This is a genomic window from Chitinophaga rhizosphaerae (assembly GCF_003958645.1).
Taxonomy (GTDB): Bacteria; Bacteroidota; Bacteroidia; order Chitinophagales; family Chitinophagaceae; genus Chitinophaga; species Chitinophaga rhizosphaerae.
Genome location: NZ_RXLO01000008.1, coordinates 274,192 through 300,114, shown reverse-complemented (window position 1 = coordinate 300,114; position 25,923 = coordinate 274,192). Strand labels below are relative to the sequence as shown.

Genomic DNA, 25,923 nt, shown 5'->3' with positions numbered 1-25,923 from the left:
TACCGTGGATCAGAACCTTTACGCCCAAAGAGGCGTTTCAGCCGGCAAAGAAGATGTGCACAACGCCATCCGGAATATCGACAAGGGATTATTCCCCCGTGCATTCTGCAAAATCATCCCCGACCTGCTCGGGGGCGACGAAGCCTGGTGCAACATCATGCATGCAGACGGGGCGGGCACCAAATCCTCCCTCGCATACGCCTACTGGAAGGAAACGGGTGATATCAGCGTTTGGCGCGGCATCGCGCAGGACGCCATCATCATGAACACGGACGACCTCCTTTGCGTGGGCGCAACAGATAACATCCTGCTGTCTTCCACCATCGGCCGCAATAAAAACCGCATCCCCGGCGAAGTGATCGCCGCCATCATCAACGGTACGGAAGAAATCCTCGAAGAGCTGCGCTCCTACGGGATGGGCATCTACAGCACCGGCGGGGAAACCGCCGATGTGGGAGACCTCGTCCGCACCCTCATCGTAGACTCCACCGTAACGGCCCGCATGAAGCGAGCAGATGTGATCTCGAACGACCGTATCCAGGCGGGAGACGTGGTAGTAGGGCTCGCATCCTACGGCCAGGCCACTTACGAGCGCGAATACAACGGCGGCATGGGCAGCAACGGCCTCACTTCCGCCCGTCACGACGTTTTCAATAAATCCGTAGCCGAGAAATACCCCGAATCCTACGACCCCGCCATCCCGCAGGAGCTGGTTTTCGCCGGTAAAAAATCCCTGACGGATATGATCGACGTTCCGGGATTCGGCCAGATCACGGCCGGCAAACTGGTATTGTCGCCCACGCGCACCTACGCGCCGGTGATCCGCCACATGCTGGAGCAATTCCGCCCGCAAATCCACGGAATGGTGCATTGCAGCGGCGGAGCGCAAACCAAAGTGCTGCACTTCATCGAAAACCTGCACGTCATCAAGGATAACCTGTTCCCCGTTCCCCCGCTGTTCCAGCTGATCCGCGAACAATCGGGCGCCGAATGGAAGGAAATGTACCAGGTGTTCAACATGGGCCACCGCATGGAATTGTACGTGCCCGCCGGAATCGCGGAAGACCTGATCCGCATCAGCCAGACCTACAACATCGACGCCCGGATCGTAGGCCGCGTGGAGGCCGGCGAAGGCAAGAAAGTGACCGTGAAAAGCGAATTCGGCACGTTCGAATACAAATAATCACAGCAAGGCATATACGAAAAAGCCGGTGGACCGAAAAGGCCACCGGCTTTTACTTTTTTTCATCCGCCAGCGAAAACCGTATGGGAAGGCTGAACCGGGTGACTGAAGGTTTTCCTTTCAGCACGCCTGTCTCCCAGTCAGGCATCATTTTCACTACCCGTAACGCTTCTTCGTCCATTCCGAACCCGGGCGAACTGCCCGCCGTTCCGATGTCGGAAAGCTTCCCATCAGCATTCACTCCGAATGTTACGAATACGGTGCCTGACTTTTCGGCGCGGAGCGCTGCTTCGGGATATTGTATGTTTTTCTCCAGGAAGTCAACCAGCGCCTGTTCGCCACCGGGGAACCGGGGGATGGGCTCACAGGGAAAACAGCAGATGATTTCATCAGGAATTTCCACTGAAGTTGTTTCGGCGATGCTGTCAACCGAGGTTTGGATGATTGCTGTTCCCGCATCGGGTAGCGTAGAATTTTTCCGCGAACACGCTGCAATAACAGACATCACGTAGATCGGGACGATGAATCGGATCGTCATGGAAGGCCGTTTACATCCAGATGCGCGCCCTTTGCATTTCCACAAAAAAAGACGCCGCATGACTGCGGCGCCGGTAAATGTTTGCTAAATTATTGTAACGGGGGAAAAATCTAACATGTTGTCTTTTGTCCGGGCATAAAGGGCGACTGGCCTGGCCAGAAAGAGGTGCTGTTGTCTTCATCCTGCAGCGTGTAGCGAATAGGCAGGTTAAACCGTACGTCTACCTGCCTCTTGTTCTGGACGCCGGGCTTCCATTTGGGCATGCCTTTTACGACGCGGATAGATTCCTCTTCCAGCCCGCTGCCTATTTTTTTGCCGACGGTCGTCACGTCCTTGATCGTTCCATCGCGGCGGATGGTGAACTGTACGATGACCGTTCCCTGCACACTTCCCTCCATGGCGGCTTTCGGGTAATTGATGTTATTGCCGAGGTATTTGTTCAGCGCGGCGTCTCCGCCCGGAAAAACAGGCGGCTCCTCCACTTGTGTGAAAAGCTCGTACTTGGGCTGTTCGACGTATTCTATTTCTTTTTCTTTTTGGGGATAACTGGGTGCTGCCTCGGGAACTTTCACATCCTGCTTGTTCTGTGTGCAGGAGATGGCGAAGATGAGTCCTGCGGCGAGGGGCAACGTCATCAGCTTGCGGACGGCGGCAAAACGTGTGTTGTTTTTGCGGGTAAGCATCATGATTCTGCGTTTTACGGGAGGTTGGGAAAAGTGGTGAATGAGTAAGTTGGCGGAAGGAGCGCAAAGCACCTGGCGGAGGAGGTTTTCTGTATAGGCTTTCGTTTGGCCGTTGCCCGCGGGCACTTCGTCTGCTTCGAATTCGTGGACTACCTGCAGTTCGCGTTTCACGAAATGGAAGATGGGATTGGCCCAGCAAAGTGCGGTGACGAGCTCCATGAACAGCGTATCCCAGCTATGGCCTTTGCGCACATGCGTTTGTTCGTGCTGCAAAATGTGGCGGCTTTCGGCGGATTGCTGCTCTGCGTCCGGGTTCCAGAAGATGAAACGGAAAAAACTGAAGGGCGAGGAAACGGCAGGATGGAGGATGAGCTGGTAATGTTGGCCTGCCTGCCTGCGCCCCCCGCGGATGAGGTTGCGCAACTGCCAGACGGCATAACCGAAGCGCGCCAGTAAAGCCGCCGCCACTGCAGCGTAAGCGAAAAACGACCAGTGCCAGGAGCCCGCGGTATGGCCGCCGGCGTTCCCGTTGACGGTGAATGCAGATGCGGTGTATTGAAGGATGGCGGCTGGTCCGGTGGTGCTTCCGGGAAGGGGGATGCTGATGAGCGGCAACAGGAGGCTCACGGCCGTGAGGCCCAGCAGGTAAGCCCTGTTCCAGCGATGCTGGCGCTGGTTGCGAAGCACCAGGCAGTAATAGGCGAACAGCAGGCCGGAACAAAGGGCCGCTTTCGCGAGGTACATCAGGATCAGGCTCATGGCGCGTCGTTTTTAGGTGGTTCTGTAGGGTTCGATTCCCTGATTTCGTCCAGCAATTGCTGCAAGTCGGAAACCGACATGTTTTTCTCTTTTACGAAAAACGAAACGAGGTTCGAGAATGAGCCGCCGAAGTACCCTTTCACGAGGTTCTTCACCGTGCGGCTGCTGTATTCGTCCTTGGAGATAAGCGCATGGTACTGGTGGCTCTTCCCGAAGGCCTTGTAACCGGCAAACCCTTTGTCGACCAGTATCTTCACGAGTGTAGATACCGTGTTGTAATGGGGTTGCGGTTCGGGGAGAAAAGTGATGATGTCTTTCACGAAAGAGGGGCCCAGCTCCCAAAGGGCCTGCATGATCTGTTCTTCCGCTTTTGTCAGTGTTTTCATTGTGTCGCTGTTTATGGAGTAGGTTAGTTGTGTGCTGATGGTGTGCTCCTGGTGTTGCTGATTGATGCCCGATTATTGATGCGCCCGGTCTGTCTGTCCTCTGTAATTATTTACCTTATTTTTCACCCGCTTTCTGCCTTCGTTGTTATATTGTGGCGTAATGCTTCCATTCGCCGGATTTTTAACAATTTCCCGCTTGAAGCGTTACTTCAAAGCGGCGGCGAAGGAATGGATTTCGGTTGTTGGTACGAATGTATAACTATTATTTTAGTTTACAAACTAATTTTATAGTTATTAACGTATGTGGGTCTTTGACAGGGATTTAACTATTTTTGGATTTTAAAACAGGAAATTGATGGTCGATCAACCGATAGTTCAGCTGACGAACGCTAATATATACCAGGGAAGTTCTTTGATCCTGTCTGACGTGAACATCTCGATCAACAAGGGCGAGTTTGTGTACCTGATCGGGAAAACGGGCACGGGCAAATCGAGCCTGCTTAAGACGCTCTACGGCGATCTCGTGTTGAGAGAGGGGAGCGGGCAGGTGGCAGGGTTCGACCTCACGAAGATGGACTGGAAGAAGGTGCCTTACCTTCGCCGGAACCTTGGTGTGGTGTTCCAGGACTTCCAGTTGTTGACGGACCGTACCGTGCACGAGAACCTGAAATTTGCGCTGAAGGCCACGGGGTGGACGGACCAGAAGCAGATCGAGGACAAGATAGCGGACGTTTTGGAGAAGGTGGGGCTGGCTACCAAGGGGTTCAAGATGCCGTACGAGTTGTCGGGCGGGGAGCAGCAAAGGGTGGATATCGCCCGGGCGCTCCTGAACGGGCCGAAGCTGATTCTGGCCGATGAGCCCACGGGCAACCTGGACCCGGAAACTTCCGACGGGATCATGCAGTTGCTGTTCCGGATCTGCCGGGAAGACGGTACCACGATCGTGATGGCGACGCATGATTATATTGTGTTGCAGAAGTTCCCGTCAAGGGTGCTGCGGACGGAAAACGGGCAGGTGACGGACAATGCAGCAGTAAATTTTGCATAAGTAAAGCATTGGTTTACAGTAGGGGTGGTCCAAATAATTCTATTTGGAACTTGCCATATTACTTCTTACCTTTGCACCGGAAAAATAGCGAGTAATAATTTATTTTATCAAAGATGTCTTACTTAACTGTAGAAAAGAAAGCAAATATTTTCAAGGAATTCGGTGGTAACGAAAAGAATACCGGTTCTGTGGAAGCGCAAATCGCACTGGTTACCGAGCGTATCAACAGCATTTCCGCTCACCTGAAGCAAAATAAAAAGGACTTCTCCACTCACCGCGGTCTGATGAAGATGGTAGGTCAGAGAAAGCGCCTGCTTTCCTATCTGTCCAAAACCAACCTCTCCGGCTATCGCGCCCTTATCGAGAAGTTAGGTCTCAGAAAATAATCCGAATTTATTGATAGCGCTATTCCCAACTGTTCTGGTTGGGAATAGTTTTTTTGTATGTGTACCATTTTAATCCTCACACAAGTATGAATCTCACACCTACTTCGGTTAAATTTGATATAGGCGGAGGTCGTGAAGTGACGATCGAGACCGGCAAAATGGCCCGACAGGCCGATGGCGCCGTTACCGTTCGTTGCGGCGATTGTATTCTGCTGGCTACTGTGGTGGCCAATAAAGAGCCCAAAGCCGGGCAGTCTTTCTTCCCCCTTACCGTAGATTACCAGGAGAAATTCGCTTCTGCAGGCCGTATCCCGGGTTCCTTCTTCAAACGTGAAGGTAAACTGAGCGACTCCGAAGTGCTTGTATCCCGTTTGATCGACCGTGCCCTGCGCCCCCTGTTCCCCGATGATTATCTCTGTGATGTCCAGGTGCTGGTGACCCTCATTTCCTCCGATCCCGAAGTAATGCCCGACGCCCTCGCCGCACTGGCAGCGTCTGCCGCCCTCGCAGTGTCCGACGTGCCCATCCAGGAGATCATCTCCGAAGTGCGCATCGGCCGCATCAAAGGCGAATACATCATCAACCCCACCCGTACCCAGCTCGCTGACGCCGATATGGACTTCATCGTAGCCGCAACGGAGAAAAATATCATGATGGTGGAAGGCGAATCCAAAGAGTGCCAGGAAGAAGACCTCGTAAAGGCCATCGAACTCGCGCACGACGCCATCCGCATCCAGGTGAAAGCACAGGAAGAGCTCCGCGGCCTCATCGGCAACCCCGCCAAACGCGAATTCGCCCTGCCTTACGCCAACGAAGAACTGAAAGCGAAAATCGAAGCGTTTGCCGCCGGCAAAATCCTCGAAGTTTCCAAATCCGCCCTCAGTAAACACGAACGCGGCGATGCTTTCAGCAAAATCGAAGAAGAACTGAAAGAGCACCTCGGCGAACTTTCCGAAGAAGACGCCCCGCTCGTCGGCAAATACTTCCACAAGCTGGAAAAAGAAGTGGTGCGCAACATGATCCTCGATCAGAGCATCCGCCTCGACGGCCGCGTGCTCGACCAGGTGCGCCCCCTCGCCATGGAAGTTGACCTGCTGCCCAGCCCCCACGGCTCCGCACTGTTCACCCGCGGCGAAACGCAATCCCTCACCACAGTAACCCTCGGTACGCCCGACGACGAACTGCTGGTAGAGTCCGCAGCTGTTTCCAACTACGTTAAATTTATCCTCCACTACAACTTCCCTCCCTTCTCCACCGGTGAAGTGAAGATGATGCGCGGCCCCGGCCGTCGCGAAGTGGGCCACGGTAACCTGGCCATGCGCTCCCTGCGCATCATGATGCCCGGTAGCGATTACGCCTATACCGTGCGCGTAGTGTCCGATATCCTCGAATCCAACGGTTCCTCTTCCATGGCTACCGTTTGCGCAGGCTCCCTCGCCCTCATGGACGCTGGCGTGCCCCTGCCCAAACACGTATCCGGTATCGCGATGGGCCTCATCTCCCGCGCCTCGGACGGGAAATGGGCCGTTTTGAGCGACATCCTCGGCGACGAAGACCACCTCGGTGATATGGACTTCAAAGTAACCGGTACCCGCGATGGCATCTGCGGCGTGCAGATGGATATCAAGGTGGACGGCCTCAGCATGGACGTAATGCGCAAAGCACTCGCCCAGGCTCGCCAGGGCCGCCTGCACATCCTCGACGCGATGTACGCCACCATCGAAACCGCACGTCCTGAACCGAAACCGCACGCTCCGCGCATGGAGAAAATGACCATCGACCGTGAATTCATCGGCGCGGTGATCGGACCCGGCGGTAAAGTTATCCAGGAAATCCAGCGCGAAACCGGCACCAACATCAACATCGAAGAAGTTGGCCAGCATGGTGAAGTTTCCATCTTCGCTACCCAGAAAGAAAACCTCGATAAAGCCGTTCGCTGGATCAAAGGCATCGTTGCCCAACCCGAAGTCGGTGAAGAATACGAATCCGTTGTGAAAAGCGTAATGCCCTACGGCGCTTTCGTTGAATTCCTCCCCGGCAAACAAGGCCTGCTCCATATCTCCGAAGTTTCCTGGAAACGCCTCGAGAACATGGAAGGCGTACTGAGCGAAGGCGATAAAGTGAAAGTGAAACTGGTTGGCACCGATCCCAAAACCGGTAAATTCAAACTGAGCCGCAGAATCCTCATGCCGAAACCCGAAGGTTACGTAGAACGCCCCGAACGTGAAGAACGTGGCGACCGCGGAGACCGTGGCGATCGTCGTGACCGTGGTGGTGATCGTGGAGACCGCCGTGGCGGTGGCGATCGTGACCGCGGAGGCGACCGTCGTGATCGTGGTGACCGTGGCGACCGTGGCGATCGCGGACCCCGTCCTTCCCAGCAAACCGAACAGAACGAAGGTCCTGAACTGGGCCCCGTGTTCGACGAGCAATAAGAATCGTGTGAATAGCTTACATAAGAAAAACGCCTCCGGAAACGGGGGCGTTTTCATTTTGCAAAAAAAACGCTGCCCGGAAGCAGCGTTTTCAGTTTCAGGTTAAAATGAACGTTTATCTGCCGGCGTTGTACACCTGCTCCACAAATACCTCACTTTCGCGCCAGATCACCTTTCCCTTTTCCAGCTTGAAGATCCGGAACGATTTGCCGTTCACGTCCTCATAATCCAGCTTGTAATGTTTCACGCGTTTGTTGGTGGAACGGTCTACCACCTGCACTTTGCCGGCTTCGAGCAGGTCGGGGATGATTTCGTCGATATAGGGGAGGATGATGCCTTCGTTGTCGTTCCAGAACAGCGTGATCTTGTCGGTGCTATAACTGAGCGGATTGGCTTTGGACGCGGTCCAGAACTTGCTGGCGAGGCTGTAATGGCGCTGCACTTCTTCGGGGTTCAACGGGGAGAACTGGATGTTGCGGAAAACGGTTTTATCGTACTGCTTCTGGATCAATATGGTATCGAGGTTTTTGAAGTAGTCTTCGATATCGAGTTTGTCGATCACCAGCACCGCATTGGGCAACTGGTAAAATACGGAGTCTTTTTTCTCGTATTCGTGCGGTACGATGGTGGATTGGGCGGATACGGCAAAAGTACCGCCCAGTAAGGCTGCGAGGAGGATGAGCTTTTTCATAGGATAAGGTTATATTTAATAAAAATCAAATATAAATACAGTCCGGGAATTGGCCAAGAAAATTGAGGTGGGGGAGGAAAAATGTATCTTGCGCCCATGTCTTACATTGCCATTACGATTCCCGCGCCGCAAGCGCTGCGGGATGTGCTGGTCGCCCAATTGAGCGACATGGGTTACGAAGGTTTCGAGGAGCGCCCGGATGCGCTGGTCGCGTTTATTCCCGAGGGGGATTTCATCGAGAACGATTTGCAGGGGCTCGTGGGGTCTCACGGGGTGGATTATACGAAGGAAAGGATCGAACAGGCGAACTGGAACGCTTTGTGGGAGAGCAGCTTCGAGCCGGTGCTCGTAGACGATTTTTGTGGTATCCGCGCGGGTTTCCACGCGCCTTTGGGCGATGCGGTGGCGCATGAGATCATCATTACGCCGAAGATGTCGTTCGGCACGGGGCACCACGCCACCACGTTTTCGGTAGTGCGGCTCATGCGGGATGTGGACTTTAAGGGAAAGCAGGTGTTCGACTTCGGGTCGGGCACGGGTATCCTGGCGATTTTGGCGGATAAGCTGGGCGCTGCGGAAACGAAAGGTATCGATATCGACGACTGGGCGGTGGAGAACGCGGCGGAGAATGCGGAGACGAATGCTTCGGGGAATGTGCACTTCAGCCGTGCCGACAGTCTTTCCGCCGAGGAAGGCGGCCGGTTCGACGTGGTTTTGGCCAATATCAACCGTAACATTTTGTTAGCCAATATGGGGGAGATGAAAAGAATCCTCAAAAAACACGGTATATTGATTTTGAGTGGTATATTGCAGGAAGACGAACCTGCAATTGTTAAGGCGGCCCAGGCAGAGGGGCTGCGTCCCGAAAAACGGGCAGAGAGGGAGCACTGGCTGGCGCTTTCATTCATCGCCGGTTAATGTGGAAAAATTATCATATTTTAATTACTGATTCCAGCGTAATTATCTTATTATTGCAGTGAAATTTACATTCATTTTAACACTTTTATTGCTACCTTAGCAGTTCTAACTTATTGTGATGACAGAATTATTGCTAATTATCTGCGCCTATCTTATTGGCTCTTTTGCTACCGCTGTGTGGGTGAGCAAGGGAGTTTTCGGTATCGATATCCGCGAGCATGGTTCCGGTAATGCCGGCGCTACCAACACGTTCCGCGTGCTGGGCCCCAAGGCCGGTACGTTCGTGATGTTGGTAGACATGCTGAAAGGCGTGCTGGCTGTCAGACTATCCTACCTTATGCCTCACGATTCCATCGAGCAACTGATCAACCTGCAGGTGGGCCTTGGCCTGGCTGCCGTTGTTGGCCATATATTCCCCATTTGGGCGGGTTTCCGCGGCGGTAAGGGTATTGCCACCCTCTTCGGGATGGTGCTCGCCATTCAGCCGCTGGTGGCCCTGTACTGCGTGGGCGTTTTCCTCATGATCCTGTTCCTCACCCGGTACGTATCGCTCAGTTCCATCCTGGCGAGCATCGCGTTCCCGGTACTCATTCTCTTCGTGTTCCGTGAAGAGGAGACGTATTACCGCATTTTCGCCATTGCCGTTGCGGTGATGGTAGTGCTTACGCACCAGAAGAACATCGTTCGCCTGCTCAGCGGTAACGAATCCAAGGTCCCTCTCTTCAAAAACCGGAAAAACAGGCACGGAAGCGACCTGTAATTCCCCGTTCCCGCAAATCCGGCACAACGATTGCATTCTTCTTTCAGGAATTGGTAAATTCACCGCAACAACCGTTCGCAGCAACGTGTTATTGTATTGCGGAGCGACTATCACCTTCTATTAAACTATCGACCCGATGAAAAAAATTGCGTTGTTATTGGTTGCAGGAACCGGTCTTATTTACGCCTGTTCGAGAGTGCCCATCACCGGCCGCAACCAGTTAAACCTCATTCCTGAAGCCACCATGCAATCCATGGCGCTGCAGGAATACCAGTCTTTCCTTTCCCAGAACAAAGCCGTTTCGCCGGGCAGCAGCAAAGATGCCGCCATGGTTCAACGGGTTGGGGGGCGCATCGCCAAGGCCGTTACCACGTACATGACCCAGCATGGCATGGGCAACGAAGTATCCAGCTACAAATGGGAATTCAACCTCGTGAACGATAAACAGGTAAACGCCTGGTGCATGCCCGGCGGCAAAGTGGTGGTATACACCGGCCTGCTTCCCGTGACCCAGAACGAAACGGCGCTCGCCTGCGTAATGGGCCACGAAATCGCCCACGCCATCGCACGGCATGGCAACGAACGGATGAGCCAGGGCCTCGTGGCACAAGGCATCCAGATCGCCGGCGCCGTTGCCCTCAACAAGAACCCCCAGGCCCAGAATATCTTCATGCAAGCCGTGGGCGTAGGCGGCCCGCTCGGCCTCATGGCTTACGGCCGTCAGAACGAGCTGGAAGCAGACCATCTCGGCGTGATCTTCATGGCCATGGCCGGTTATAACCCGCAGGAATCCATCTCCTTCTGGGGCCGTATGGCACAAGCCAGCGGCGGACAGAAACCCCCGGAATTGCTGAGCACCCACCCGAGCGACGAGAAACGCATCGCGCAGCTGCAAAAGCTCATGCCCGAAGCCATGAAGTATTACAATCCTTCTTCGAAATAATCTGAAGCTTTATCAATAAAGAAAAGCGGTCCTGGTTTAACCGGGACCGCTTTTCTTTATACATCGGAATCACATCAGTCGAGAATACGGGCAAGGTTCAGCAGCTCGTCGTGCTTATACTGTTCCTTGTCGTTGCGGAAACATTTCGCCGTTTCCTCCAGCAGAAACCGGACGATGCGGGCATTGCTCTGCGGTTTGTAGAACTCGGGATTTACAGGCACGTTTACGCGTTTGAGATAGGTATCCACATCCTGCTGCGTATAAATCTGCCCCTGGATGGGGTCGATGAAAAAGAGGATGCGATAGTCTCCCGGGTCTGCCGGCTCCGTGAAATCATAAAACGTATCGAAATACGCGAGAATGAATTGCCGCGGAATATTGACGGCGTACACCGGCAAATCGAGCATGGCGCAGAGGGCCTGGTACACAATCCCGTTTGTGAGGGGATTGCCTTTGCGGCCTTCGATCACCTGGTTGATGAAGAACTGGTTTTTGCGCTGGTAGCTTACTTCTTCGCCCTTCAGGCCGAAATAGTTGTAGATCATGCTGTTGAGGACATTGATCTGTTCCAGCGGGGTGAGGTAATTATTCAGTTCGAGCCAGATATTGCGTTTGATGCGGTCGATTTCGGTATGAACGGACTGCTCCGTAAGGTCGGGGTATTGGTATTTGGCGGTAAGCAATGCGCCCTTGATGAGCTCCTGCGAGCCACCGGAATGCCAAACCCGGAAATCCTCCTGCAAGTCCTGGTAATGGACGCGATGGATCAGCATTTCGATACGTTCCTGGATATGTTCGTCGACCGTCGTTTCCCACAAATGCTCAAGGTTTGGTATGATTTCTTTCCCGAACATGAGGATCTTGTTGGCCACAGTGTCGAACACTTCCTGGTCAGGATCGTCCAGCAGATGGAATAACGCGTTTATTTCCCTTGTTTCGTGCAATGGAATGAGTTAAGGATTCTTGTCTTTAAGTTACGAATTTTTGTCTAGTCCGCTTTCTTTTTGCGGGGCGGCGCCTTTTTCTTGGGTGGGTTCGCTTTCAGCTCTTCGATGATGGCTTTGGCTTCTTCCACGGTGATATCGGCGGCGGTCTCATGTTTTTCTTTCGGCAGTTTATAGTTGCGCAGGCCTACTTTCAGGTACGGACCGTAGGGGCCCCTGAGCACCTGGATCTTTTCCTTTTCGAACACCTTGATGGTGCGTTCGTCTTTGGCCTGGCGTTTTTCCACGATGAGCGGCGCTACTTCTTCCAGCTCCACGGTGTAAGGGTCCATTTCCTTTTTGAGGGAATAGAACTTCTTGTCGTGTTGTGCGTAGGGCCCGAACCTGCCGATGTTCACGGATACTTCCGTGCCTTCGAACAGGCCGAGGTTGCGGGGGAGGCGGAACAGGTCCATCGCTTCTTCGAACGTGATGGTCTCGATGCTCTGGGTCTGTTTCAGTTTGGCGAAACGGGGCTTTTCCTCGTCGTCTACCTTCCCGATCTGCACCATGGGGCCGAAACGGCCCATACGGGCGGTAACGGGCTTGCCGGAGGCGGGGTCTTCGCCGAGAAGGCGTTCTCCCTTCACCCTTTCCGCTTTTTCCAGCGTTTCTTCCACATTATTATGGAACGGGGCGTAGAAGTCGGACAGCATTTTGTTCCATTTCTTTTTGCCGCCGGCGATTTCGTCGAATTCTTCCTCGATGCGGGCGGTGAATCCGTAATCCATTACCCGGTCGAAATATTGTTTCAGGAAGTCGGTCACCAGCATCCCAAGGTCGGTCGGGAAGAGTTTCGCTTTTTCGGCGCCGGTATTTTCCTGGTCGGTTTGTTTGCTGATTTCGTCGTTTTTCAGCCAGAGGATGCGGAAATCCCTTTTCACGCCTTCCTTATCGCGTTTCTCCACGTATCCGCGTTTCTGGATGGTGGTGATGGTGGGGGCGTAGGTAGACGGGCGGCCGATGCCGAGCTCTTCGAGTTTCTTTACCAGCGAGGCTTCCGTGTATCGGGGAGCGGGGCGGGTGAAGCGTTCGGTGGCTTTCATTTCCTTCAGTTCCAGCGCCTGTTTCACGGCCAGGGGCGGCAATACGCCTTCCTGATCCTCTTCGTCGGCATCTTCATCGTCGCGGCTTTCCATATATACTTTCAGGAAGCCGTCGAATTTCAATACTTCGCCGCTGGCGGAGAGTTCTTCGTGGTTGGTGGAGATATCGATTTTGGCGATGGTTTTCTCCAGTTCCGCGTCGGCCATCTGGCTGGCGATGGTGCGTTTCCATATCAGTTCGTAGAGGCGTTTGAGGTCGGAATCGTCTACCGAAGCGTTTTCCATGTAAGTGGGACGGATGGCTTCGTGCGCTTCCTGGGCGTTTTCGTTCTTGTTTTTGTATTTGCGGGATTGATAGTAGCGGTCGCCCCAGTTTTTGTGGATGGCTTTGCTGATATCTTCCATGGCGGTGTCCGACAGGTTTACGGAGTCCGTTCTCATGTAGGTGATCTGCCCGGATTCGTAGAGTTTCTGGGCGAGGAGCATCGTTTTGGACACGCTGTACCCGAGTTTGCGGGAGGCTTCCTGCTGGAGGGTGGAAGTGGTGAAGGGGGCGGCGGGTGATTTTTTTCCCGGTTTCACCGTCACGTCTTTCACCGTATAGGCGGCGCCGACGCATTGTCCGAGGAACTTTTCGGCGTCTTCCGCGGTTTTGAAGCGGGAGGGGCCGTCGGCCTTAAAGGCGATGGTCCGGCCCTGGATATCTTTGGCCATGAACCAGGCTTCCACTTTGAAGGAGCTGGTGGTCTCGAACTGGTTGATCTCGCGTTCGCGCTCCACGATCAGCCTAACGGCAACGGATTGTACGCGGCCTGCGGAAAGGGAGTTGCGCATGCTCATTTTGCGCCAGAGCACGGGAGACAGCTCGAAGCCCACGATCCTGTCGAGGATACGGCGGGCCTGCTGGGCGTTCACCAGGTTCATGTCGAGCAGGCGGGGCGTACGAACGGCTTTTTCGATGGCGGGTTTCGTAATCTCGTGAAATACAATGCGTTTGGTAGAGGAGGGGTCGAGGCCGAGCACTTCGCAAAGGTGCCATGAAATGGCTTCCCCTTCGCGGTCCTCATCCGTTGCAAGCCAAACCTCCTCGGAGTCTTTCACCAGTTTTTTTAATTCCTTGACAACCTTTTCCTTGTCTTCCGGTATTATATATTTCGGTTTGAAATTATTCTGAATGTCGATTCCCATGTCATCTTTCTCCAGGTCACGGATGTGACCGAAAGAAGATTTCACTTCAAAATCCTTTCCTAATATTTTCTCAATCGTTTTCGCCTTTGCCGGGGATTCTACAATCACGAGATTTTTAGCCATGAACGCCTTTTTATGTCTGTAATTACGCTGAAATTTGTATCAATATTACAAATCCGATTGATGCAATTATATAAAAGTAGGATGATATAAAAAATAGATAAGGTTAAATACTTGAATTCCAGCGCGCAACAGACGCCATATTATTATGTTATCTCCTTTTCGCCGAAAGACGCTTATATTACATATTCATTTTTACTTACATCGAATGCCATGGACATCGTCATTATCGGATCAGGGAACGTAGCGCATTGTTTTGGTCACCTCATGAAGCTGCACGGCCATCCTGTAAAGCAGGTGATCAGCCGTAACAAGGACAACGCCCGGGTGCTGGCGGAATCCCTCGGCGCCGAATCTTCCGGCGACCTGATGGACATTCATATGGAGGCAGACGTGTACCTGCTGGCCGTGGGAGACGATGCCCTGGCCCGGCTGAACAACGATCTCCGCCTGGGCCGCCGCATCGTGGTGCATACCGCGGGGGCAGTTCCCCTGTCGGCCATCGGCAATATTTCCACCAATACGGGCGTATTATACCCCCTGCAAAGCATCCGGAAGGAGACTAAATCCTACCCCGAGATCCCCCTCATGCTGGAAGCCTCGTCTGACGAAGTGCAGAAGCGCCTCCTGGCCCTGGCCCAGAGCATCAGTGGTTCCATTTCCATCATGAACTCCGAACAGCGGCTCCAGATGCACCTGGCCGCCGTTTTCTGCAATAATTTCACCAACCACCTCATCGCCCTCGCCAAATTCTATTGCGAACAGGAAGGGCGCGATTTCCAGCTGCTGGCCCCCCTCATCCGGGAAACTTTCCAGCGGCTCGACAAGTTCCCGCCGGAAAGCGTACAAACCGGCCCGGCGGTGAGAAATGACGAAAAAACCATGGCCCTGCACGAATCCCTGCTCGTCAACTACCCCTCCATGGCCCAAATTTACCCGTTGCTGTCGGAGAGTATACTCCAGTTCCATAAATGATTGGCGGTCTCCCGATTAACGAATATTTTTGCGCACCGGCCTCCCGGCCGGCCAACGCAGAAACGACAGACAGATAGTTATGAACGTATTGGAACATTTTTCCCGCATCCGCACTTTCGTGTTCGACGTAGACGGCGTGTTGACCGACGGAACGGTCCTGCTGCTGCCCGGTGGCGAACAGAGCCGTAAAATGAGCATCCGCGACGGGTACGCCCTGCAATTGGCGGTGAAGAAAGGCTACCGGATCGCCATTATTTCGGGCGGACGGTCGGAGAGCGTGGTAACGAGGCTCAACGGACTGGGGATCAGCGACGTGTTTACCGGCGTGGCCGACAAGGTGGAAAGGCTGGAATCCTATGCCCTGGAGCACGATCTTGTATGGGACGAGATCCTGTTCATGGGAGACGATATCCCTGATTACCGCGCCATGCAGCTGGTGGGGCTGGCGGCTTGTCCGGCAGACGCGGCGCCGGAGATCAAATCCATCAGCCGTTACATTTCTCCCGTCACCGGCGGTGCCGGATGCGCGCGGGACGTCATCGAAAAAGTGCTGAAGCTCAATGGCGACTGGCAGCTCGACGAGGGCATCAGTGCCAGGTAGCCCAATCCGAAATTTCCATGCATAAAAATATATAATGACCCTTATCGCAGCTTTTTTCAGGATGATCCGGTATCCGAACCTGATCTACATCGCGCTCACGCAGTTGCTGTTGCAGTTTTGCGTAGTGGCGCCCGTGCTGCAGAAAAGCGGGCTCGAGCCCTCCCTTACCTGGCCGCATTTTGTACTGCTCTGCATTTCCACGCTGATGGTGGCGGCAGGCGGCTACATCATCAACGATTATTTCGACATCAATATAGACCTGGTCAACAAGCCGGAAAAAATGGTGGTGGAAAAGATCATCAACCGCCGCTGGGCCATGGCCTGGCATACCATGCTCAACATGGCCGGGGTATCCATCGGTTTCCTCGTGGCGTTCAGGATCGGCCAGTTTTACCTGGGCTTCATCCAGGTGATCTGCACCATGTTGCTGTGGTTCTATTCCACTTCGTTCAAACGCCAGGTGATCATCGGCAATGTCGTGATTTCGCTGTTGACGGCGCTGAGCGTTGTAGTGGTGGGTTTTTACGAAAAACAGATTTACGGGAGCTTCGAGGCGATCATGTCGCCCGCCGGCCGGAAGCTTATCCAGGTCATCGGCATTTACGCGCTGTTCGCGTTCCTGCTGTCCATGATCCGGGAGATCGTGAAGGATATGGAGGATATGATCGGAGACAGTAAAGACGGTTGCCGCACGCTTCCCATTGTGTGGGGCGTGAAAAAAACGAAGCACTTCACCATGGTGCTGATCGGCATGCTGGAAGTGTTGCTGTTGGTGCTGATGATCGTCACGTTCCTGCGGGGTTGGTATGCCGCGGTGGGATATGTGGGCATGTTCGTCGTTTTCCCGCTGGCGTGGTTCATCCAGCGGCCGCTGGCGAAGGCGTACCAGCCGGAGCATTATCATTCCATTTCCACCTGGATCAAGATCGTGATGCTGACCGGCATCCTGTCTATGGTGTTTTTTAAAATCATGTAGCATGTATTCCCGCAAACCCGTTATACTGGCCAGCCAGAGCCCCCGCCGCGCGCAACTTCTTGAGCAGGCCGGCATCCCCTTCGAAGTAAAAGTTAGTGCGGCCGACGAGTCGTGGCCCGAAGGCATGCCCGTTCCCGAAGTGCCGGAGCACATCGCCCGGCAGAAAGCGAAGGCCGTGCAGGCGCATTACAGTGCAGACGATATCATCGTGGCCGCAGATACCATCGTGGTGCTGGATGGCGACGTGATCGGCAAACCGGCAGACCGGGCCGATGCCATCCATATCCTCGGCCGTTTAAGCGGCCGGGTGCATACGGTGATCACGGGCGTGGTGATCGTCCGCAACGGAGAGGAACAGGCGTTTTCGCAGACCACGGAAGTGCATTTCAAACCGCTGACCACCGCGCAGATCGAGTTTTATGTAGACAACTACCAGCCTTACGATAAAGCCGGCGCCTACGCTATCCAGGAGTGGATAGGGGCCGTGGGGATCGACGGTATCAACGGCGATTTCTACAATGTAATGGGGCTGCCCATCAGCCAGGTGGCGGAGCGGCTGGCGAAATTGTAGGATTAATTCCGGAACCCGCGTTCAGACAACCGAATACCTATGAAGAAAATGCTACCCGCCGCACTGATGATGCTTGCGGCTTGCAGTAAAAAAGATACACAAATAACACCCCGCCCCACCGAACCCGTCTGGAAACTGACGGAAATCGCCGGAGCCGGTGAATCCACCTTTTTTTACTACAACAGCAACGGAGAACCCTCCGCGTGGGTAACCCGTACCGCTTCGGGGACAGACTCCTCAACAGTGGCCTGGGCGGGCGGGAAGCTCGTCTTCACGTATCTTTTCTTCGGTCAGCAGCAACGGATCGACCGTTCTTTCCTGTACACCGGCAATCGCCTCACCAGGATCCGGTATCATAATTTCGATCATAGCGGGCAGTGGTCCGTCACCGACTACGACTCCCTCGTGTACAGCGGCAACCAACTCGCCGAATTGCACGTCGTGAATGCCGGCGCCCGCAACCAGATGTTCAAATTGTATTGGAAAGGAGGGAACGTAGTGCGCTCCGAAAGCTTCGATGTTATCGCGGAAACGGAAGTGCGCACCGGCGCCATCAAATACCAGTACACGGACCAGCCGGCACTGGCGCGCGTTTTCCCGCCCTGGTGCTATTTCATCTGGACGGGTCGCGATTTTGCGGCGCTCAGTGAAAACGAAAGGTCGGTGGAAGAAGGTGCTTCGGCACTCGGCACTCTCCGCTGGCGCAATTCTTACGGCCACGCTTACCTTTCCGGCGGACGGTTGGAAAGCATGAACTGGCGGCGCGAAGATTTCTCCGCTCCTGCAACGGCCGACTTCACCCGTCAATTCGCGTATCAACTTTTTCAGCACCGATAGCAGGCAAAACACCTTTTCGCCATATTTCTAAAAACAAATACAAATCCCTTCATCATAAAACTCCTTACACTTCCGTCACCAGCGTATACAATGATCGCGTACAGGTGATCGTGGGGGCGTGCATCCAACCTTCGTCACCAAATGATGCCACCCCATCCGCATACAACAAAAACGGGAAGCTCATGGCTTCCCGTTTTTGTTGCGAAAATTCTTTCATTAGTACGCCGACATCGGCACGGTGGCGAATTCAACCGCATAATGTGTCAACGGTCCGGAAGAAGGCATGGGTGGGCCGGAAACCCAGCGGATCACCACAACCCCTGATGTGGAAATGGTGCATTCCATCAACCTGCCGTCTGACTGCACTTTGGTACCGCGCACGCGGGTGGAGGAAGTGCAGCCGGTAACGTTGCCGATCACCACGCCGGTTTCCCATTGGGCTTGCGTGTAGGGATTGGTGGAGAAGTAATGCGCTGCAAAATCGATCATCGTATACGTGTACGACGTAGCGGGATTACCGGTCAGGGAAAGGCTGAAATTTGTCTGGGTAAACGAGCAGCTGAACCTGGGAACGGGCACTTTTGTTTTCGTGGGCTGGATGGCGGAGGTTTCGGACTGGAACATAACGAGGGCTGCCATCAGGGCGAACATGGAACAAACTTTACGGGTCATAATGAAGGGTTTATTGGGTGAGGAATTATGTAAAAACAAGATACTACGGGGATATACATGCATGTTTGCAAAGGCTACCTCATTTTTCAATGGGAAGAGCGTATGGGCGACATGGTTAACCGGTAAATTAGCATTCCGATAAGGGAGATTTACATCATTGCTGGCAGGGATAAAAAAAGGAAGCACCTGGCTTCCCTTTTATATTCATTAAAAAGTTGCTATCGTTTACTATACCCGTAGAAGAAATCCCTCCGGTTAACCGGGCTCCCGGGCATGGAATGCGATGTCGGCGGTCCGCCTGGAGTGGCGGACCGTTTCGTTTATAGATCAGTTGTGGGGACTATTGCTCCAATACCAGCAAGTTCACATCCTTATTCTTCAGCCATTTCGCTTCTTTCAGCTTCTGCAGGTTGATGGTGCCTACCACGTAACGGCATTCCGGGGATTCGTATTTCTCGGAGATGTTGTAGAACGAGGCGAGGTCTACCTGGTCGGGCGATTTGAAGCGCAGGTATACTTTCAGTTGCACATCGTTGGTGAACGAGGGTTGGTTTTGCTGTTTGATCTTTTTGTATTCGTATCGGTAATTGTAGAGCAGTGCGGAAATGTCGCTCAGTACGGCGGAGCCGGTAGCGGTGCCGCCCGCGCCCTTACCAACGAAGAACTGTTTGTCGGTGAATGCGGATTCGAGGAGCACGCCGTTGTATTCGTTGTACACATCGTACAGCAGGTTATGCTCGCGGATGAGGTGCGGGAGCACGTAGGCGTTCACGCTGCCGTTCTGGCGGCGGCAATTGCCGATCAGCTTGATGGTGCAATTGCGCTGGCGCGCGAAGTTGATATCGAAATCGTTGAGGTGATTGATGCCGAAGTTGAATACTTCTTCGGGTTTCACGAAGGTGCCGAAAGCGTGCAGCAGGAGGATGACGATCTTGAATTTTGGATCGTAGCCTTCCACGTCGAGCGTAGGGTCGGTTTCCGCGAACCCGAGGTCTTGCGCCTGCTGGAGTGCGGTTTCGAAGCTGAGGTGCTCTTCGAATATTTTGGTGAGGATGTAATTGGTAGAACCGTTGCAGATGCCTTCCACGGCGTTGAGGAGGTCGTTGTCGTAATATTCCTCCAGGTTGCGGATGATGGGAATGCTGGCGCAGCTGGAAGCCTCGTAGAGGAAGGGCACCTTGTTCTCTACCTGCAGCTGGTACAGCGCAGGCAGGTTCTCGGCGATCATGCGCTTGCTGGCGCTCACTACGGCTTTGCCGTTGCGAAGGGCGGTGCTCACGATCTCAAAGGCGGCCTCCGTTTCGTTGATCAGCTCCACCACTACGTCTATGGTAGGATCGTTCAGTATCTCGTTGGCGTCTGTCGTGAAATAGCTCATGTCGATCGGACGCGGCTTGTTCGGGTCTTTGATGCAGATTTTCTTGATCCGGGCGTTGATCCCTTTCGTTCTGTTCAGCACTTCGTAGAGGCCCTGGCCAACACAGCCGAAGCCGAAGATGCCGAGATTGATTGTCTTCTGTTCCATATTTATTGCAGTACGGTAATTTGTTTGCCGATAGGCTGGTTAAGTTTATCTAAAGCTTGTTTGAGATCGTTGATAAGGTCTTCCGCGTCTTCGATACCGATAGACAGGCGGATGCAGGAATCCTGGAGACCTGCCTTGCGGCGGAATTCTTCAGGGATGTTCCGGTGCGTCATCGTGACCGGGTGGGCCAGCATGCTTTTCACGCCGCCAAAGCTTTCCGCCAGTTTGAAGAGTTTGGTGGTGTTGACGATGCGGATCGCGTTTTTGATCAAATCTTCCTTCAGCGAAAAACTGACCATTCCGCCGTAAGCTTTCTGTTGCTTCCTGGCGATGTGGTGGTTCTTGTGTGTGGCCAGGCCGGGGTAGAACACTTTGTCCACCGCCGGGTGCTCGGCCAGCCAGTTGGCGATGGCCAGGGCGTTGGCGCACTGTTTTTCCAGGCGCAGGCTGAGCGTTTCGATGCCGCGGATGGTGAGCCAGGCTTCGAAGGGGCTGAGTATACTACCGGAAATGTTCTGGTTGAACTTCAGTTGATCGGCCAGGGGCTTGCTGTTCACTACCACCAGCCCTGCGATCACGTCGGTATGCCCGGCCAGGTATTTGGAAGCGGAATGGATGACGATGTCTGCACCCAGGGGAATGGGTTTTTGCAGGAGCGGTGTGCTGAAAGTATTGTCTACCACCAGCAGGATGTTGTGCTGCCGCGCGATCTTGCTGATGGATTTGATGTCGGAGATCTTGAGCGTGGGGTTGGTGGGAGATTCCAGCCAGATGATGCGCGTTTTCGGCGTGATCTTTTCGAGCACTTTATCCGTATCGCTCATGTCCACGAAATTGACCTTGATGCCGAAGCGTTCGAACATGTGGTTGAAGATGGAGAAGATGCCGCCGTACGTGTCTTCCACGGCCATGATCTCGTCTCCGCTCTTGAGGAGTTTCAGCACCGCGTCGATGGCGGCCATGCCGCTGGCGAACCCGAATCCGGCGTAGCCTTCCTCGAGGCTGGTGATGATGTCTTCCAGCACTTTTCTCGTGGGGTTATTGGCCCTGGAGAATTCGAAGCCCTTATGGATCCCGGGGCTTTCCTGCACAAAGGTGGACGATTGGTAGATAGGTACCGAAATCGCACCGGTCAGTTCGTCTACCGGGATGCTGTGGATCAATTGCGTAGATGGTTTCATCTGTGTTTGGTTTTGTTTGTCCGCCCCGGCATTCCCCTGCTGGTGGCGGGCATGGTTGATCATTGTTTTTACGAAACGGCTGTGCCGCAACGTTCACTGCAAACGTACAGGTTAAATTCACATTATGTCAGTCGGAAACAAAAAAGCCCTTCCGGGGGTTGGAAGAGCATATCGCTACTAATAGTTGCGCTACAAGGAAAATCTCTGCCAACTTATCTTTCCCCGTAAACCGGGGCCGGAATTAGCACCTTTTTCCCGCCATGGGCGGAATTGGTTGCTAAGGCTTCACAGGGCCAGTACCCTCTGCCTTTCTGGATAAGTGATATTTAAGAACTGATCGCAAAGGTAAGGTGCGGAAGGCCAGATTTCCAAATTCCTTCCACGATTTTCGTTTTTGCTTTGTTTTTTATGGTAAATTTTGAACGAAATCTAATACTTTTTTCATGAAACCGTTTGTTGCCCCCCTCTGCCCGGAATCCCTCCTGCAGTTCATCTGGATTTCCGGCAGGTTTAACACGGACCGCCTGGCCACCGTGGCCGGCGAGCCCCTCGAAATCCTCCATCCGGGCCAGCTCAACCGCCACGCCGGTCCCGATTTCTCCGCGGCCCGCATCCGCATCGGCCCGCTGTTGTGGGCGGGAAATGTGGAAATCCACTACCGGACGTCCGACTGGCTGCGACACGGCCATCAGCACGACCGGCGGTACGACCGGGTGATCCTTCACGTCGTATTCCAGCACGATGCCGATACGGGGAACATCCCTGTGCTGGAGCTTCAGCCCCGGGTGCCCAAAATCCTGCTGCGGCGCTACCGCGCGCTGATGGACAATGCCGATGAGCTGCCCTGCTCCCGGCTGCTGGCCCGCGTGCCCGACAGTGCCTGGGAAGACTGGCTCTCCCGGTTGGCTGCGGGGCGGATGGAGCGAAAGGCCGGCGTGTACCTCGGCTGGTTGAAGCAGACCGGCTCCAATTGGGAGGAAGTGTGCCTCCGCGCCGTGGCCGCCTGCTTCGGCATGCCGGTCAACACCGATGCTTTCCGTGAGCTGATGGCCGCCACGCCCTGGCGGGTGCTGTCCCGCATCCGGCACAATGCCCTGTCGCTGGAAGCCTTGCTGTTCGGACAGGCGGGCCTGCTTCCGGAAGCTTCCAAAGAACCCTGGCCCGCGAAGCTCCGGGAAGAATACCGTTTCCTCTGCCGCAAGTACAGCCTGGAATCCATGGCGCCCCATGCCTGGCATTGGCTCCGGATGCGGCCATCGTCGTTCCCGACCATGCGCATCGCTTGCCTGGCGGCGCTTTTGCACAAGGAACCGCATCTCTTTTCGGCTATGCTCGACCATGAAAGCCCCGACAGCCTGGAAGCCCTCCTCACCGTGCAGCCCTCGGCGTACTGGGACGATCATTACCGGTTCGGGATACCGTCTGTCCGCACGGCTTCCATGGGCCGCCAGGCGGTCAGGCATGTGCTGATCAATGCCGTGGCGCCGCTGCTTTACGCTTACGGGCAGTACCTGAAAAGCGAGGCCCTGCAACGGCGGGCGCTGGCGCTGTGGCAGGCATTGGGCGCGGAAAACAACCGCATTATGCGCGCCTGGGCGCGGGAAGGGGTGGAAGCGCGATCGGCCGGGGAATCCCAGGCGCTCATCGAGCTGCGGCAACAGTTCTGCGATGAGAAAAAATGCCTGGATTGCAGGATAGGAAAAGGGTTGCTGGGTGATGACCATTGGCTCGCTTCCGAGCTTGGGGAAGAAGCCTGGTCGGATTGGGGAGACGAAGGTGCGGAGCTCGAATGGTGACACGAAAAAGCCGCCCTTCGCGGGGCGGCCGTATTCGTTTTCGGAGAGACTTTGCAGGAGGTTGTAACCCCTGGCCCGGGAGCGCCGTTGTACGGTTACCAGGTGAAAGTCACATCCTGTTGAATGTCTGGATGGAGGCTTTTGGCAACGGGGCAGGTGAGGGCCGCGTTTTCGAGGATCTTGCGGGCGGTATCGTCGAGCCCGGCGGTTTGCGGTACCGCGATGAGTACCTTCACGCCGGTGATGCGGCGGGGATCGGTACCCATGATCTTGTCGATGCTCACGGTTGTGCCGTCGATGTTCCAACCCTTGTCGCGGGCTTTGATGCCCATGATGGTGAGCATGCAGGAACCGAGGGCCGAAGCTACCATGTCGGTCGGGGAAAATCGTTCGCCTTTGCCGTTATTGTCTACCGGCGCATCGGTCTCGATAACGGAGCCCGAGCGGGGATGGGTAGCGGTAGTTCTGAGTTCGCCGTTGTAAAGGATGGCAGCGGTATGCATTGTAAATGAATTTTGATGTAAAAATAAGCGTATTTTTAAGAATGGCCGCCGGGTTCCGGGAATAGCGGACGGGCCCGGCAACTACGAACAAATTTGTGTATGTTTGTATAGGAATAAAACATAAAACGATATCCCGCGTTTAATAATCATAATTGCGCAACACGGTGAAAAAATTCAACACACTTTTACTACTCCTGCTGGCTTCCCTCGCTTTGCACGCTCAGTCTAACCGCTCCGACAAAAAAGCGGAAAGGGAACAGAAAAAGCTTCGGAAAATTTCCCTGTTCCGCGAGATCGAAGAAGGTGAAAACCTTTACAACCGCGAATTCTCCGGTGGCGCACGCCTCAATACCGACGGGTGGACGGGCTTCCTGGAGATGGGGTACCGCAAAAGCGCATCCACAGTGAATTTCTTCCAGTTCGAGTTTTCGGAGAAGAAAGATCCGAAGCAAGACCGTTCCTCCACCTTCGTACCGGTTATGGGCTATTATATCAGCACTTCCCCTTACGTTTACGGTAAAATGAACAACTTCTACCAGGCCAAACTGGGCCTCGGCCAGAAGCGGCTCATCGGTGGCAAAGGCAATAAGAACGGGGTGGAAGTGAACGCGATTTATTACGGGGGGATTTCCGCAGGCCTCGTGAAGCCCTATTACCTGGAGCTCATGAACGACGCGGGCGATCCGGATTCCCGGAAACTCCAGAAATGGACCCCCGAGAACAACGACGAATTCCTCGATAAAACGAATATCTACGGCGCCGGCGGATTCTCCAAAGGCTGGGGCGAAGTGAAATTCAACCCCGGGCTCCATGCGAAGCTGGGTTTCCGGTTCGACTGGGCCAAGTTCAACGACGTGATCTCCGCCCTGGAAGTTGGGGTAAACGCGGAATATTATACGAAAAAGGTGCAAATTATGGTGGATCAGGACGGTAAGTCCTTCTTTTTCAACGCTTATGTAGGTTTGCAGTTAGGTAAACGCTGGAATAAGTAACTTTGCACTTTATTAAAGAAAGGATTTGCGATGCAAGAATTACCCGTAATCGCCGCCGGACCGGCAGCGCCCAGAGTGAAAAAGCCCGATTGGCTGCGCGTGAAGCTGCCCATCGGAGAGAACTACAGGCAGGTCAGGAACCTTGTAGACACCCATAAACTCCATACCATCTGCGAAAGCGGCAACTGCCCGAATATGGGCGAATGCTGGGGTGCCGGCACCGCCACTTTCATGATCCTCGGCAACGTATGCACCCGCTCCTGCGGTTTCTGCGCCGTAGCCACCGGCCGCCCGGAACCTGTAGACTGGGATGAGCCCCAGCGTGTGGCGGAAGCCATCTATCTCATGAAAGTCAAACATGCCGTGATCACCTCGGTTGACCGCGACGAGCTGAAAGACGGTGGTTCCATCATCTGGAACAATACCATCAAGGCCGTTCGTGCCCTCAACCCGGAAACCACCATGGAAACCCTCATCCCCGACTTCCGGGGCATCTGGGAAAACCTGGACCGCGTGATCGAAGCCGCCCCCGAAGTGGTATCCCATAACCTGGAAACCGTGGAACGCCTCACCAAACAGGTCCGCATCCAGGCCAAATACCACCGCAGCCTTGAAGTGATCCGCCGGCTCAAACAAGGCGGCATGCGTACCAAATCCGGTATCATGCTCGGCCTCGGAGAAACCAAGGAAGAAGTGGTGCAAGCCATGCAAGACCTGTACGATAACGGTTGCGACGTAGTAACCCTCGGCCAGTATCTCCAGCCCACGCCCAAACACCTCCCCGTGGTGCGCTTCGTGCATCCCGACGAGTTCGCCGAGCTCCGTGAGATCGGTTACAACATGGGCCTGGATTATGTGGAAGCCGGGCCGCTCGTCCGCTCGTCTTACCACGCTGAAAAACACATCTTCAGCGGCAGAAAATAAGGCAATCTGACATTTTAATAGTTACCCGGAGCCGGAAGGCCCCGGGTTTTTTTGTGCTTCGATTGCGTTCCAAACAACCTGTGTACTGAAGATTTTCGCGTAACACGAAGCGCCCGTTGCGGAGTTCGGGATGCACGTGCACAAAGGCTTTCGAATCCTGATGGATGAGCACGGCATGCGCTTTTTCCCCAAGGTAATTATCAATGTTTGCGGGATCGAGGTGTGTTCCGTTTTTCGTGCGTTCGGCAGACAGCATGGTATGGCCCTGGTGGAGGTGGCCATGGTCGAGGTGCAGCTAGCGTC

General features: G+C 54.3%; 25 protein-coding genes and 1 riboswitch. Of the genes, 15 read left to right on the top strand and 10 right to left on the bottom strand.

Annotated features, from left to right (window positions below; all coding sequences use genetic code 11):
- Window positions 1–4 precede the first annotated feature (4 nt).
- Window positions 5–1,183, top strand: coding sequence for an AIR synthase related protein (locus EJ361_RS19345; RefSeq protein ID WP_126247315.1), 1,179 nt, complete (start codon window positions 5–7; stop codon window positions 1,181–1,183).
- A 52-nt stretch (window positions 1,184–1,235) separates the two neighbouring features.
- On the opposite strand, the gene EJ361_RS19340 is transcribed toward EJ361_RS19345, so the two are convergent.
- From EJ361_RS19340 to EJ361_RS19330, 3 genes are all read right to left on the bottom strand, one after another.
- Window positions 1,236–1,721 carry an energy transducer TonB gene (locus tag EJ361_RS19340; RefSeq protein ID WP_164714325.1) on the bottom strand — a complete coding sequence of 162 codons (486 nt, stop codon included), beginning with the start codon at window positions 1,719–1,721 and terminating at the stop codon, window positions 1,236–1,238.
- 110 nt (window positions 1,722–1,831) lie between these two features.
- A complete protein-coding gene (locus tag EJ361_RS19335; protein ID WP_126247311.1) occupies window positions 1,832–3,163 on the bottom strand; it encodes a M56 family metallopeptidase in 1,332 nt (443 codons plus the stop codon).
- Window positions 3,160–3,549 (bottom strand): BlaI/MecI/CopY family transcriptional regulator, encoded by a 390-nt coding sequence (locus tag EJ361_RS19330; RefSeq protein ID WP_126247309.1) that lies wholly within the window; start codon window positions 3,547–3,549, stop codon window positions 3,160–3,162. The genes EJ361_RS19335 and EJ361_RS19330 overlap by 4 nt, the downstream gene beginning before the upstream one ends.
- A 355-nt stretch (window positions 3,550–3,904) precedes the next feature.
- Here EJ361_RS19330 and EJ361_RS19325 point away from each other — a divergent pair, with 355 nt between their 5' ends.
- The 3 genes from EJ361_RS19325 (at window position 3,905) to EJ361_RS19315 (ending at window position 7,418) form a co-directional block, all read left to right on the top strand.
- Complete coding sequence (locus EJ361_RS19325; RefSeq protein ID WP_126247308.1) at window positions 3,905–4,597, top strand: cell division ATP-binding protein FtsE; 693 nt, start codon at window positions 3,905–3,907, stop codon at window positions 4,595–4,597.
- Between the two features lie 113 nt (window positions 4,598–4,710).
- On the top strand, window positions 4,711–4,983 hold the full coding sequence (rpsO, locus tag EJ361_RS19320; RefSeq protein WP_126247306.1) for a 30S ribosomal protein S15: 273 nt from the start codon (window positions 4,711–4,713) through the stop codon (window positions 4,981–4,983).
- A gap of 86 nt (window positions 4,984–5,069) precedes the next feature.
- A complete protein-coding gene (locus EJ361_RS19315) occupies window positions 5,070–7,418 on the top strand; it encodes a polyribonucleotide nucleotidyltransferase (protein ID WP_126247304.1) in 2,349 nt (782 codons plus the stop codon).
- A gap of 115 nt (window positions 7,419–7,533) precedes the next feature.
- On the opposite strand, the gene EJ361_RS19310 is transcribed toward EJ361_RS19315, so the two are convergent.
- Window positions 7,534–8,109, bottom strand: coding sequence for a hypothetical protein (locus EJ361_RS19310; protein ID WP_126247302.1), 576 nt, complete (start codon window positions 8,107–8,109; stop codon window positions 7,534–7,536).
- Window positions 8,110–8,205: 96 nt separating this feature from the next.
- On the opposite strand from EJ361_RS19310, the gene prmA reads away from it, so the two are divergent.
- From prmA to EJ361_RS19295, 3 genes are all read left to right on the top strand, one after another.
- Complete coding sequence (gene prmA, locus EJ361_RS19305) at window positions 8,206–9,027, top strand: 50S ribosomal protein L11 methyltransferase (RefSeq protein WP_164714324.1); 822 nt, start codon at window positions 8,206–8,208, stop codon at window positions 9,025–9,027.
- Between the two features lie 118 nt (window positions 9,028–9,145).
- Window positions 9,146–9,787 (top strand): glycerol-3-phosphate 1-O-acyltransferase PlsY, encoded by a 642-nt coding sequence (plsY, locus tag EJ361_RS19300; RefSeq protein WP_126247298.1) that lies wholly within the window; start codon window positions 9,146–9,148, stop codon window positions 9,785–9,787.
- A gap of 136 nt (window positions 9,788–9,923) precedes the next feature.
- Entirely contained in the window at window positions 9,924–10,730 is an 807-nt protein-coding gene (locus EJ361_RS19295; RefSeq protein ID WP_126247296.1) for a M48 family metallopeptidase, read from the top strand.
- Window positions 10,731–10,804: 74 nt separating this feature from the next.
- On the opposite strand, the gene EJ361_RS19290 is transcribed toward EJ361_RS19295, so the two are convergent.
- A complete protein-coding gene (locus EJ361_RS19290; protein WP_126247294.1) occupies window positions 10,805–11,674 on the bottom strand; it encodes a transglutaminase-like domain-containing protein in 870 nt (289 codons plus the stop codon).
- A 44-nt stretch (window positions 11,675–11,718) separates the two neighbouring features.
- Window positions 11,719–14,070 (bottom strand): type I DNA topoisomerase, encoded by a 2,352-nt coding sequence (topA, locus tag EJ361_RS19285; RefSeq protein ID WP_126247292.1) that lies wholly within the window; start codon window positions 14,068–14,070, stop codon window positions 11,719–11,721.
- A 210-nt stretch (window positions 14,071–14,280) separates the two neighbouring features.
- Between topA and EJ361_RS19280 the strand changes: the two genes are divergently transcribed.
- The 5 genes from EJ361_RS19280 to EJ361_RS19260 all read left to right on the top strand — a co-directional run bounded on the left by EJ361_RS19280 (window position 14,281) and on the right by EJ361_RS19260 (window position 18,027).
- The gene (locus EJ361_RS19280) at window positions 14,281–15,042 is read left to right on the top strand and encodes a Rossmann-like and DUF2520 domain-containing protein (RefSeq protein ID WP_126247290.1); all 762 of its coding nucleotides are present in this window, start codon (window positions 14,281–14,283) and stop codon (window positions 15,040–15,042) included.
- Between the two features lie 79 nt (window positions 15,043–15,121).
- Window positions 15,122–15,643 (top strand): KdsC family phosphatase, encoded by a 522-nt coding sequence (locus tag EJ361_RS19275; protein WP_126247288.1) that lies wholly within the window; start codon window positions 15,122–15,124, stop codon window positions 15,641–15,643.
- A gap of 34 nt (window positions 15,644–15,677) precedes the next feature.
- Window positions 15,678–16,619: a geranylgeranylglycerol-phosphate geranylgeranyltransferase gene (locus tag EJ361_RS19270; RefSeq protein WP_126247286.1), complete on the top strand. Its 942-nt coding sequence runs from the start codon at window positions 15,678–15,680 to the stop codon at window positions 16,617–16,619.
- A 1-nt stretch (window position 16,620) separates the two neighbouring features.
- Entirely contained in the window at window positions 16,621–17,190 is a 570-nt protein-coding gene (locus tag EJ361_RS19265; protein WP_126247284.1) for a Maf family protein, read from the top strand.
- A 39-nt stretch (window positions 17,191–17,229) separates the two neighbouring features.
- A complete protein-coding gene (locus EJ361_RS19260) occupies window positions 17,230–18,027 on the top strand; it encodes a hypothetical protein (RefSeq protein WP_126247282.1) in 798 nt (265 codons plus the stop codon).
- Between the two features lie 216 nt (window positions 18,028–18,243).
- Here the strand turns inward: EJ361_RS19260 and EJ361_RS19255 are convergent, their stop codons facing one another.
- The 3 genes from EJ361_RS19255 to EJ361_RS19245 form a co-directional block, all read right to left on the bottom strand.
- Entirely contained in the window at window positions 18,244–18,699 is a 456-nt protein-coding gene (locus EJ361_RS19255) for a hypothetical protein (RefSeq protein WP_126247280.1), read from the bottom strand.
- Window positions 18,700–19,039: 340 nt separating this feature from the next.
- Window positions 19,040–20,224 (bottom strand): homoserine dehydrogenase, encoded by a 1,185-nt coding sequence (locus tag EJ361_RS19250; protein ID WP_126247278.1) that lies wholly within the window; start codon window positions 20,222–20,224, stop codon window positions 19,040–19,042.
- Between the two features lie 2 nt (window positions 20,225–20,226).
- A complete protein-coding gene (locus EJ361_RS19245; protein ID WP_126247276.1) occupies window positions 20,227–21,405 on the bottom strand; it encodes a trans-sulfuration enzyme family protein in 1,179 nt (392 codons plus the stop codon).
- 209 nt (window positions 21,406–21,614) lie between these two features.
- A riboswitch (SAM riboswitch) is annotated at window positions 21,615–21,727 on the bottom strand.
- 121 nt (window positions 21,728–21,848) lie between these two features.
- On the opposite strand from EJ361_RS19245, the gene EJ361_RS19240 reads away from it, so the two are divergent.
- A complete protein-coding gene (locus tag EJ361_RS19240; protein WP_126247274.1) occupies window positions 21,849–23,201 on the top strand; it encodes a DUF2851 family protein in 1,353 nt (450 codons plus the stop codon).
- 95 nt (window positions 23,202–23,296) lie between these two features.
- Here EJ361_RS19240 and EJ361_RS19235 read toward each other — a convergent pair whose 3' ends face one another.
- Window positions 23,297–23,704: an OsmC family protein gene (locus EJ361_RS19235; RefSeq protein WP_126247272.1), complete on the bottom strand. Its 408-nt coding sequence runs from the start codon at window positions 23,702–23,704 to the stop codon at window positions 23,297–23,299.
- Between the two features lie 164 nt (window positions 23,705–23,868).
- Here EJ361_RS19235 and EJ361_RS19230 point away from each other — a divergent pair, with 164 nt between their 5' ends.
- Complete coding sequence (locus EJ361_RS19230; protein WP_126247270.1) at window positions 23,869–24,696, top strand: hypothetical protein; 828 nt, start codon at window positions 23,869–23,871, stop codon at window positions 24,694–24,696.
- 30 nt (window positions 24,697–24,726) lie between these two features.
- A complete protein-coding gene (gene lipA, locus EJ361_RS19225) occupies window positions 24,727–25,620 on the top strand; it encodes a lipoyl synthase (protein WP_126247268.1) in 894 nt (297 codons plus the stop codon).
- The last annotated feature ends 303 nt before the right edge of the window (window positions 25,621–25,923 follow it).

What these genes read in the sequence shown, in the direction of transcription:
- EJ361_RS19340 (WP_164714325.1), bottom strand. Translation starts at nt 1,721, where the DNA reads ATGACGATCCGATTCATCGTCCCGATCTACGTGATGTCTGTTATTGCA.
- EJ361_RS19335 (WP_126247311.1), bottom strand. Translation starts at nt 3,163, where the DNA reads ATGAGCCTGATCCTGATGTACCTCGCGAAAGCGGCCCTTTGTTCCGGC.
- EJ361_RS19330 (WP_126247309.1), bottom strand. Translation starts at nt 3,549, where the DNA reads ATGAAAACACTGACAAAAGCGGAAGAACAGATCATGCAGGCCCTTTGG.
- EJ361_RS19325 (WP_126247308.1), top strand. Translation starts at nt 3,905, where the DNA reads ATGGTCGATCAACCGATAGTTCAGCTGACGAACGCTAATATATACCAG.
- rpsO (WP_126247306.1), top strand. Translation starts at nt 4,711, where the DNA reads ATGTCTTACTTAACTGTAGAAAAGAAAGCAAATATTTTCAAGGAATTC.
- EJ361_RS19315 (WP_126247304.1), top strand. Translation starts at nt 5,070, where the DNA reads ATGAATCTCACACCTACTTCGGTTAAATTTGATATAGGCGGAGGTCGT.
- EJ361_RS19310 (WP_126247302.1), bottom strand. Translation starts at nt 8,109, where the DNA reads ATGAAAAAGCTCATCCTCCTCGCAGCCTTACTGGGCGGTACTTTTGCC.
- prmA (WP_164714324.1), top strand. Translation starts at nt 8,206, where the DNA reads ATGTCTTACATTGCCATTACGATTCCCGCGCCGCAAGCGCTGCGGGAT.
- plsY (WP_126247298.1), top strand. Translation starts at nt 9,146, where the DNA reads ATGACAGAATTATTGCTAATTATCTGCGCCTATCTTATTGGCTCTTTT.
- EJ361_RS19295 (WP_126247296.1), top strand. Translation starts at nt 9,924, where the DNA reads ATGAAAAAAATTGCGTTGTTATTGGTTGCAGGAACCGGTCTTATTTAC.
- topA (WP_126247292.1), bottom strand. Translation starts at nt 14,070, where the DNA reads ATGGCTAAAAATCTCGTGATTGTAGAATCCCCGGCAAAGGCGAAAACG.
- EJ361_RS19280 (WP_126247290.1), top strand. Translation starts at nt 14,281, where the DNA reads ATGGACATCGTCATTATCGGATCAGGGAACGTAGCGCATTGTTTTGGT.
- EJ361_RS19275 (WP_126247288.1), top strand. Translation starts at nt 15,122, where the DNA reads ATGAACGTATTGGAACATTTTTCCCGCATCCGCACTTTCGTGTTCGAC.
- EJ361_RS19270 (WP_126247286.1), top strand. Translation starts at nt 15,678, where the DNA reads ATGACCCTTATCGCAGCTTTTTTCAGGATGATCCGGTATCCGAACCTG.
- EJ361_RS19265 (WP_126247284.1), top strand. Translation starts at nt 16,621, where the DNA reads ATGTATTCCCGCAAACCCGTTATACTGGCCAGCCAGAGCCCCCGCCGC.
- EJ361_RS19260 (WP_126247282.1), top strand. Translation starts at nt 17,230, where the DNA reads ATGAAGAAAATGCTACCCGCCGCACTGATGATGCTTGCGGCTTGCAGT.
- EJ361_RS19255 (WP_126247280.1), bottom strand. Translation starts at nt 18,699, where the DNA reads ATGACCCGTAAAGTTTGTTCCATGTTCGCCCTGATGGCAGCCCTCGTT.
- EJ361_RS19250 (WP_126247278.1), bottom strand. Translation starts at nt 20,224, where the DNA reads ATGGAACAGAAGACAATCAATCTCGGCATCTTCGGCTTCGGCTGTGTT.
- EJ361_RS19245 (WP_126247276.1), bottom strand. Translation starts at nt 21,405, where the DNA reads ATGAAACCATCTACGCAATTGATCCACAGCATCCCGGTAGACGAACTG.
- EJ361_RS19240 (WP_126247274.1), top strand. Translation starts at nt 21,849, where the DNA reads ATGAAACCGTTTGTTGCCCCCCTCTGCCCGGAATCCCTCCTGCAGTTC.
- EJ361_RS19235 (WP_126247272.1), bottom strand. Translation starts at nt 23,704, where the DNA reads ATGCATACCGCTGCCATCCTTTACAACGGCGAACTCAGAACTACCGCT.
- lipA (WP_126247268.1), top strand. Translation starts at nt 24,727, where the DNA reads ATGCAAGAATTACCCGTAATCGCCGCCGGACCGGCAGCGCCCAGAGTG.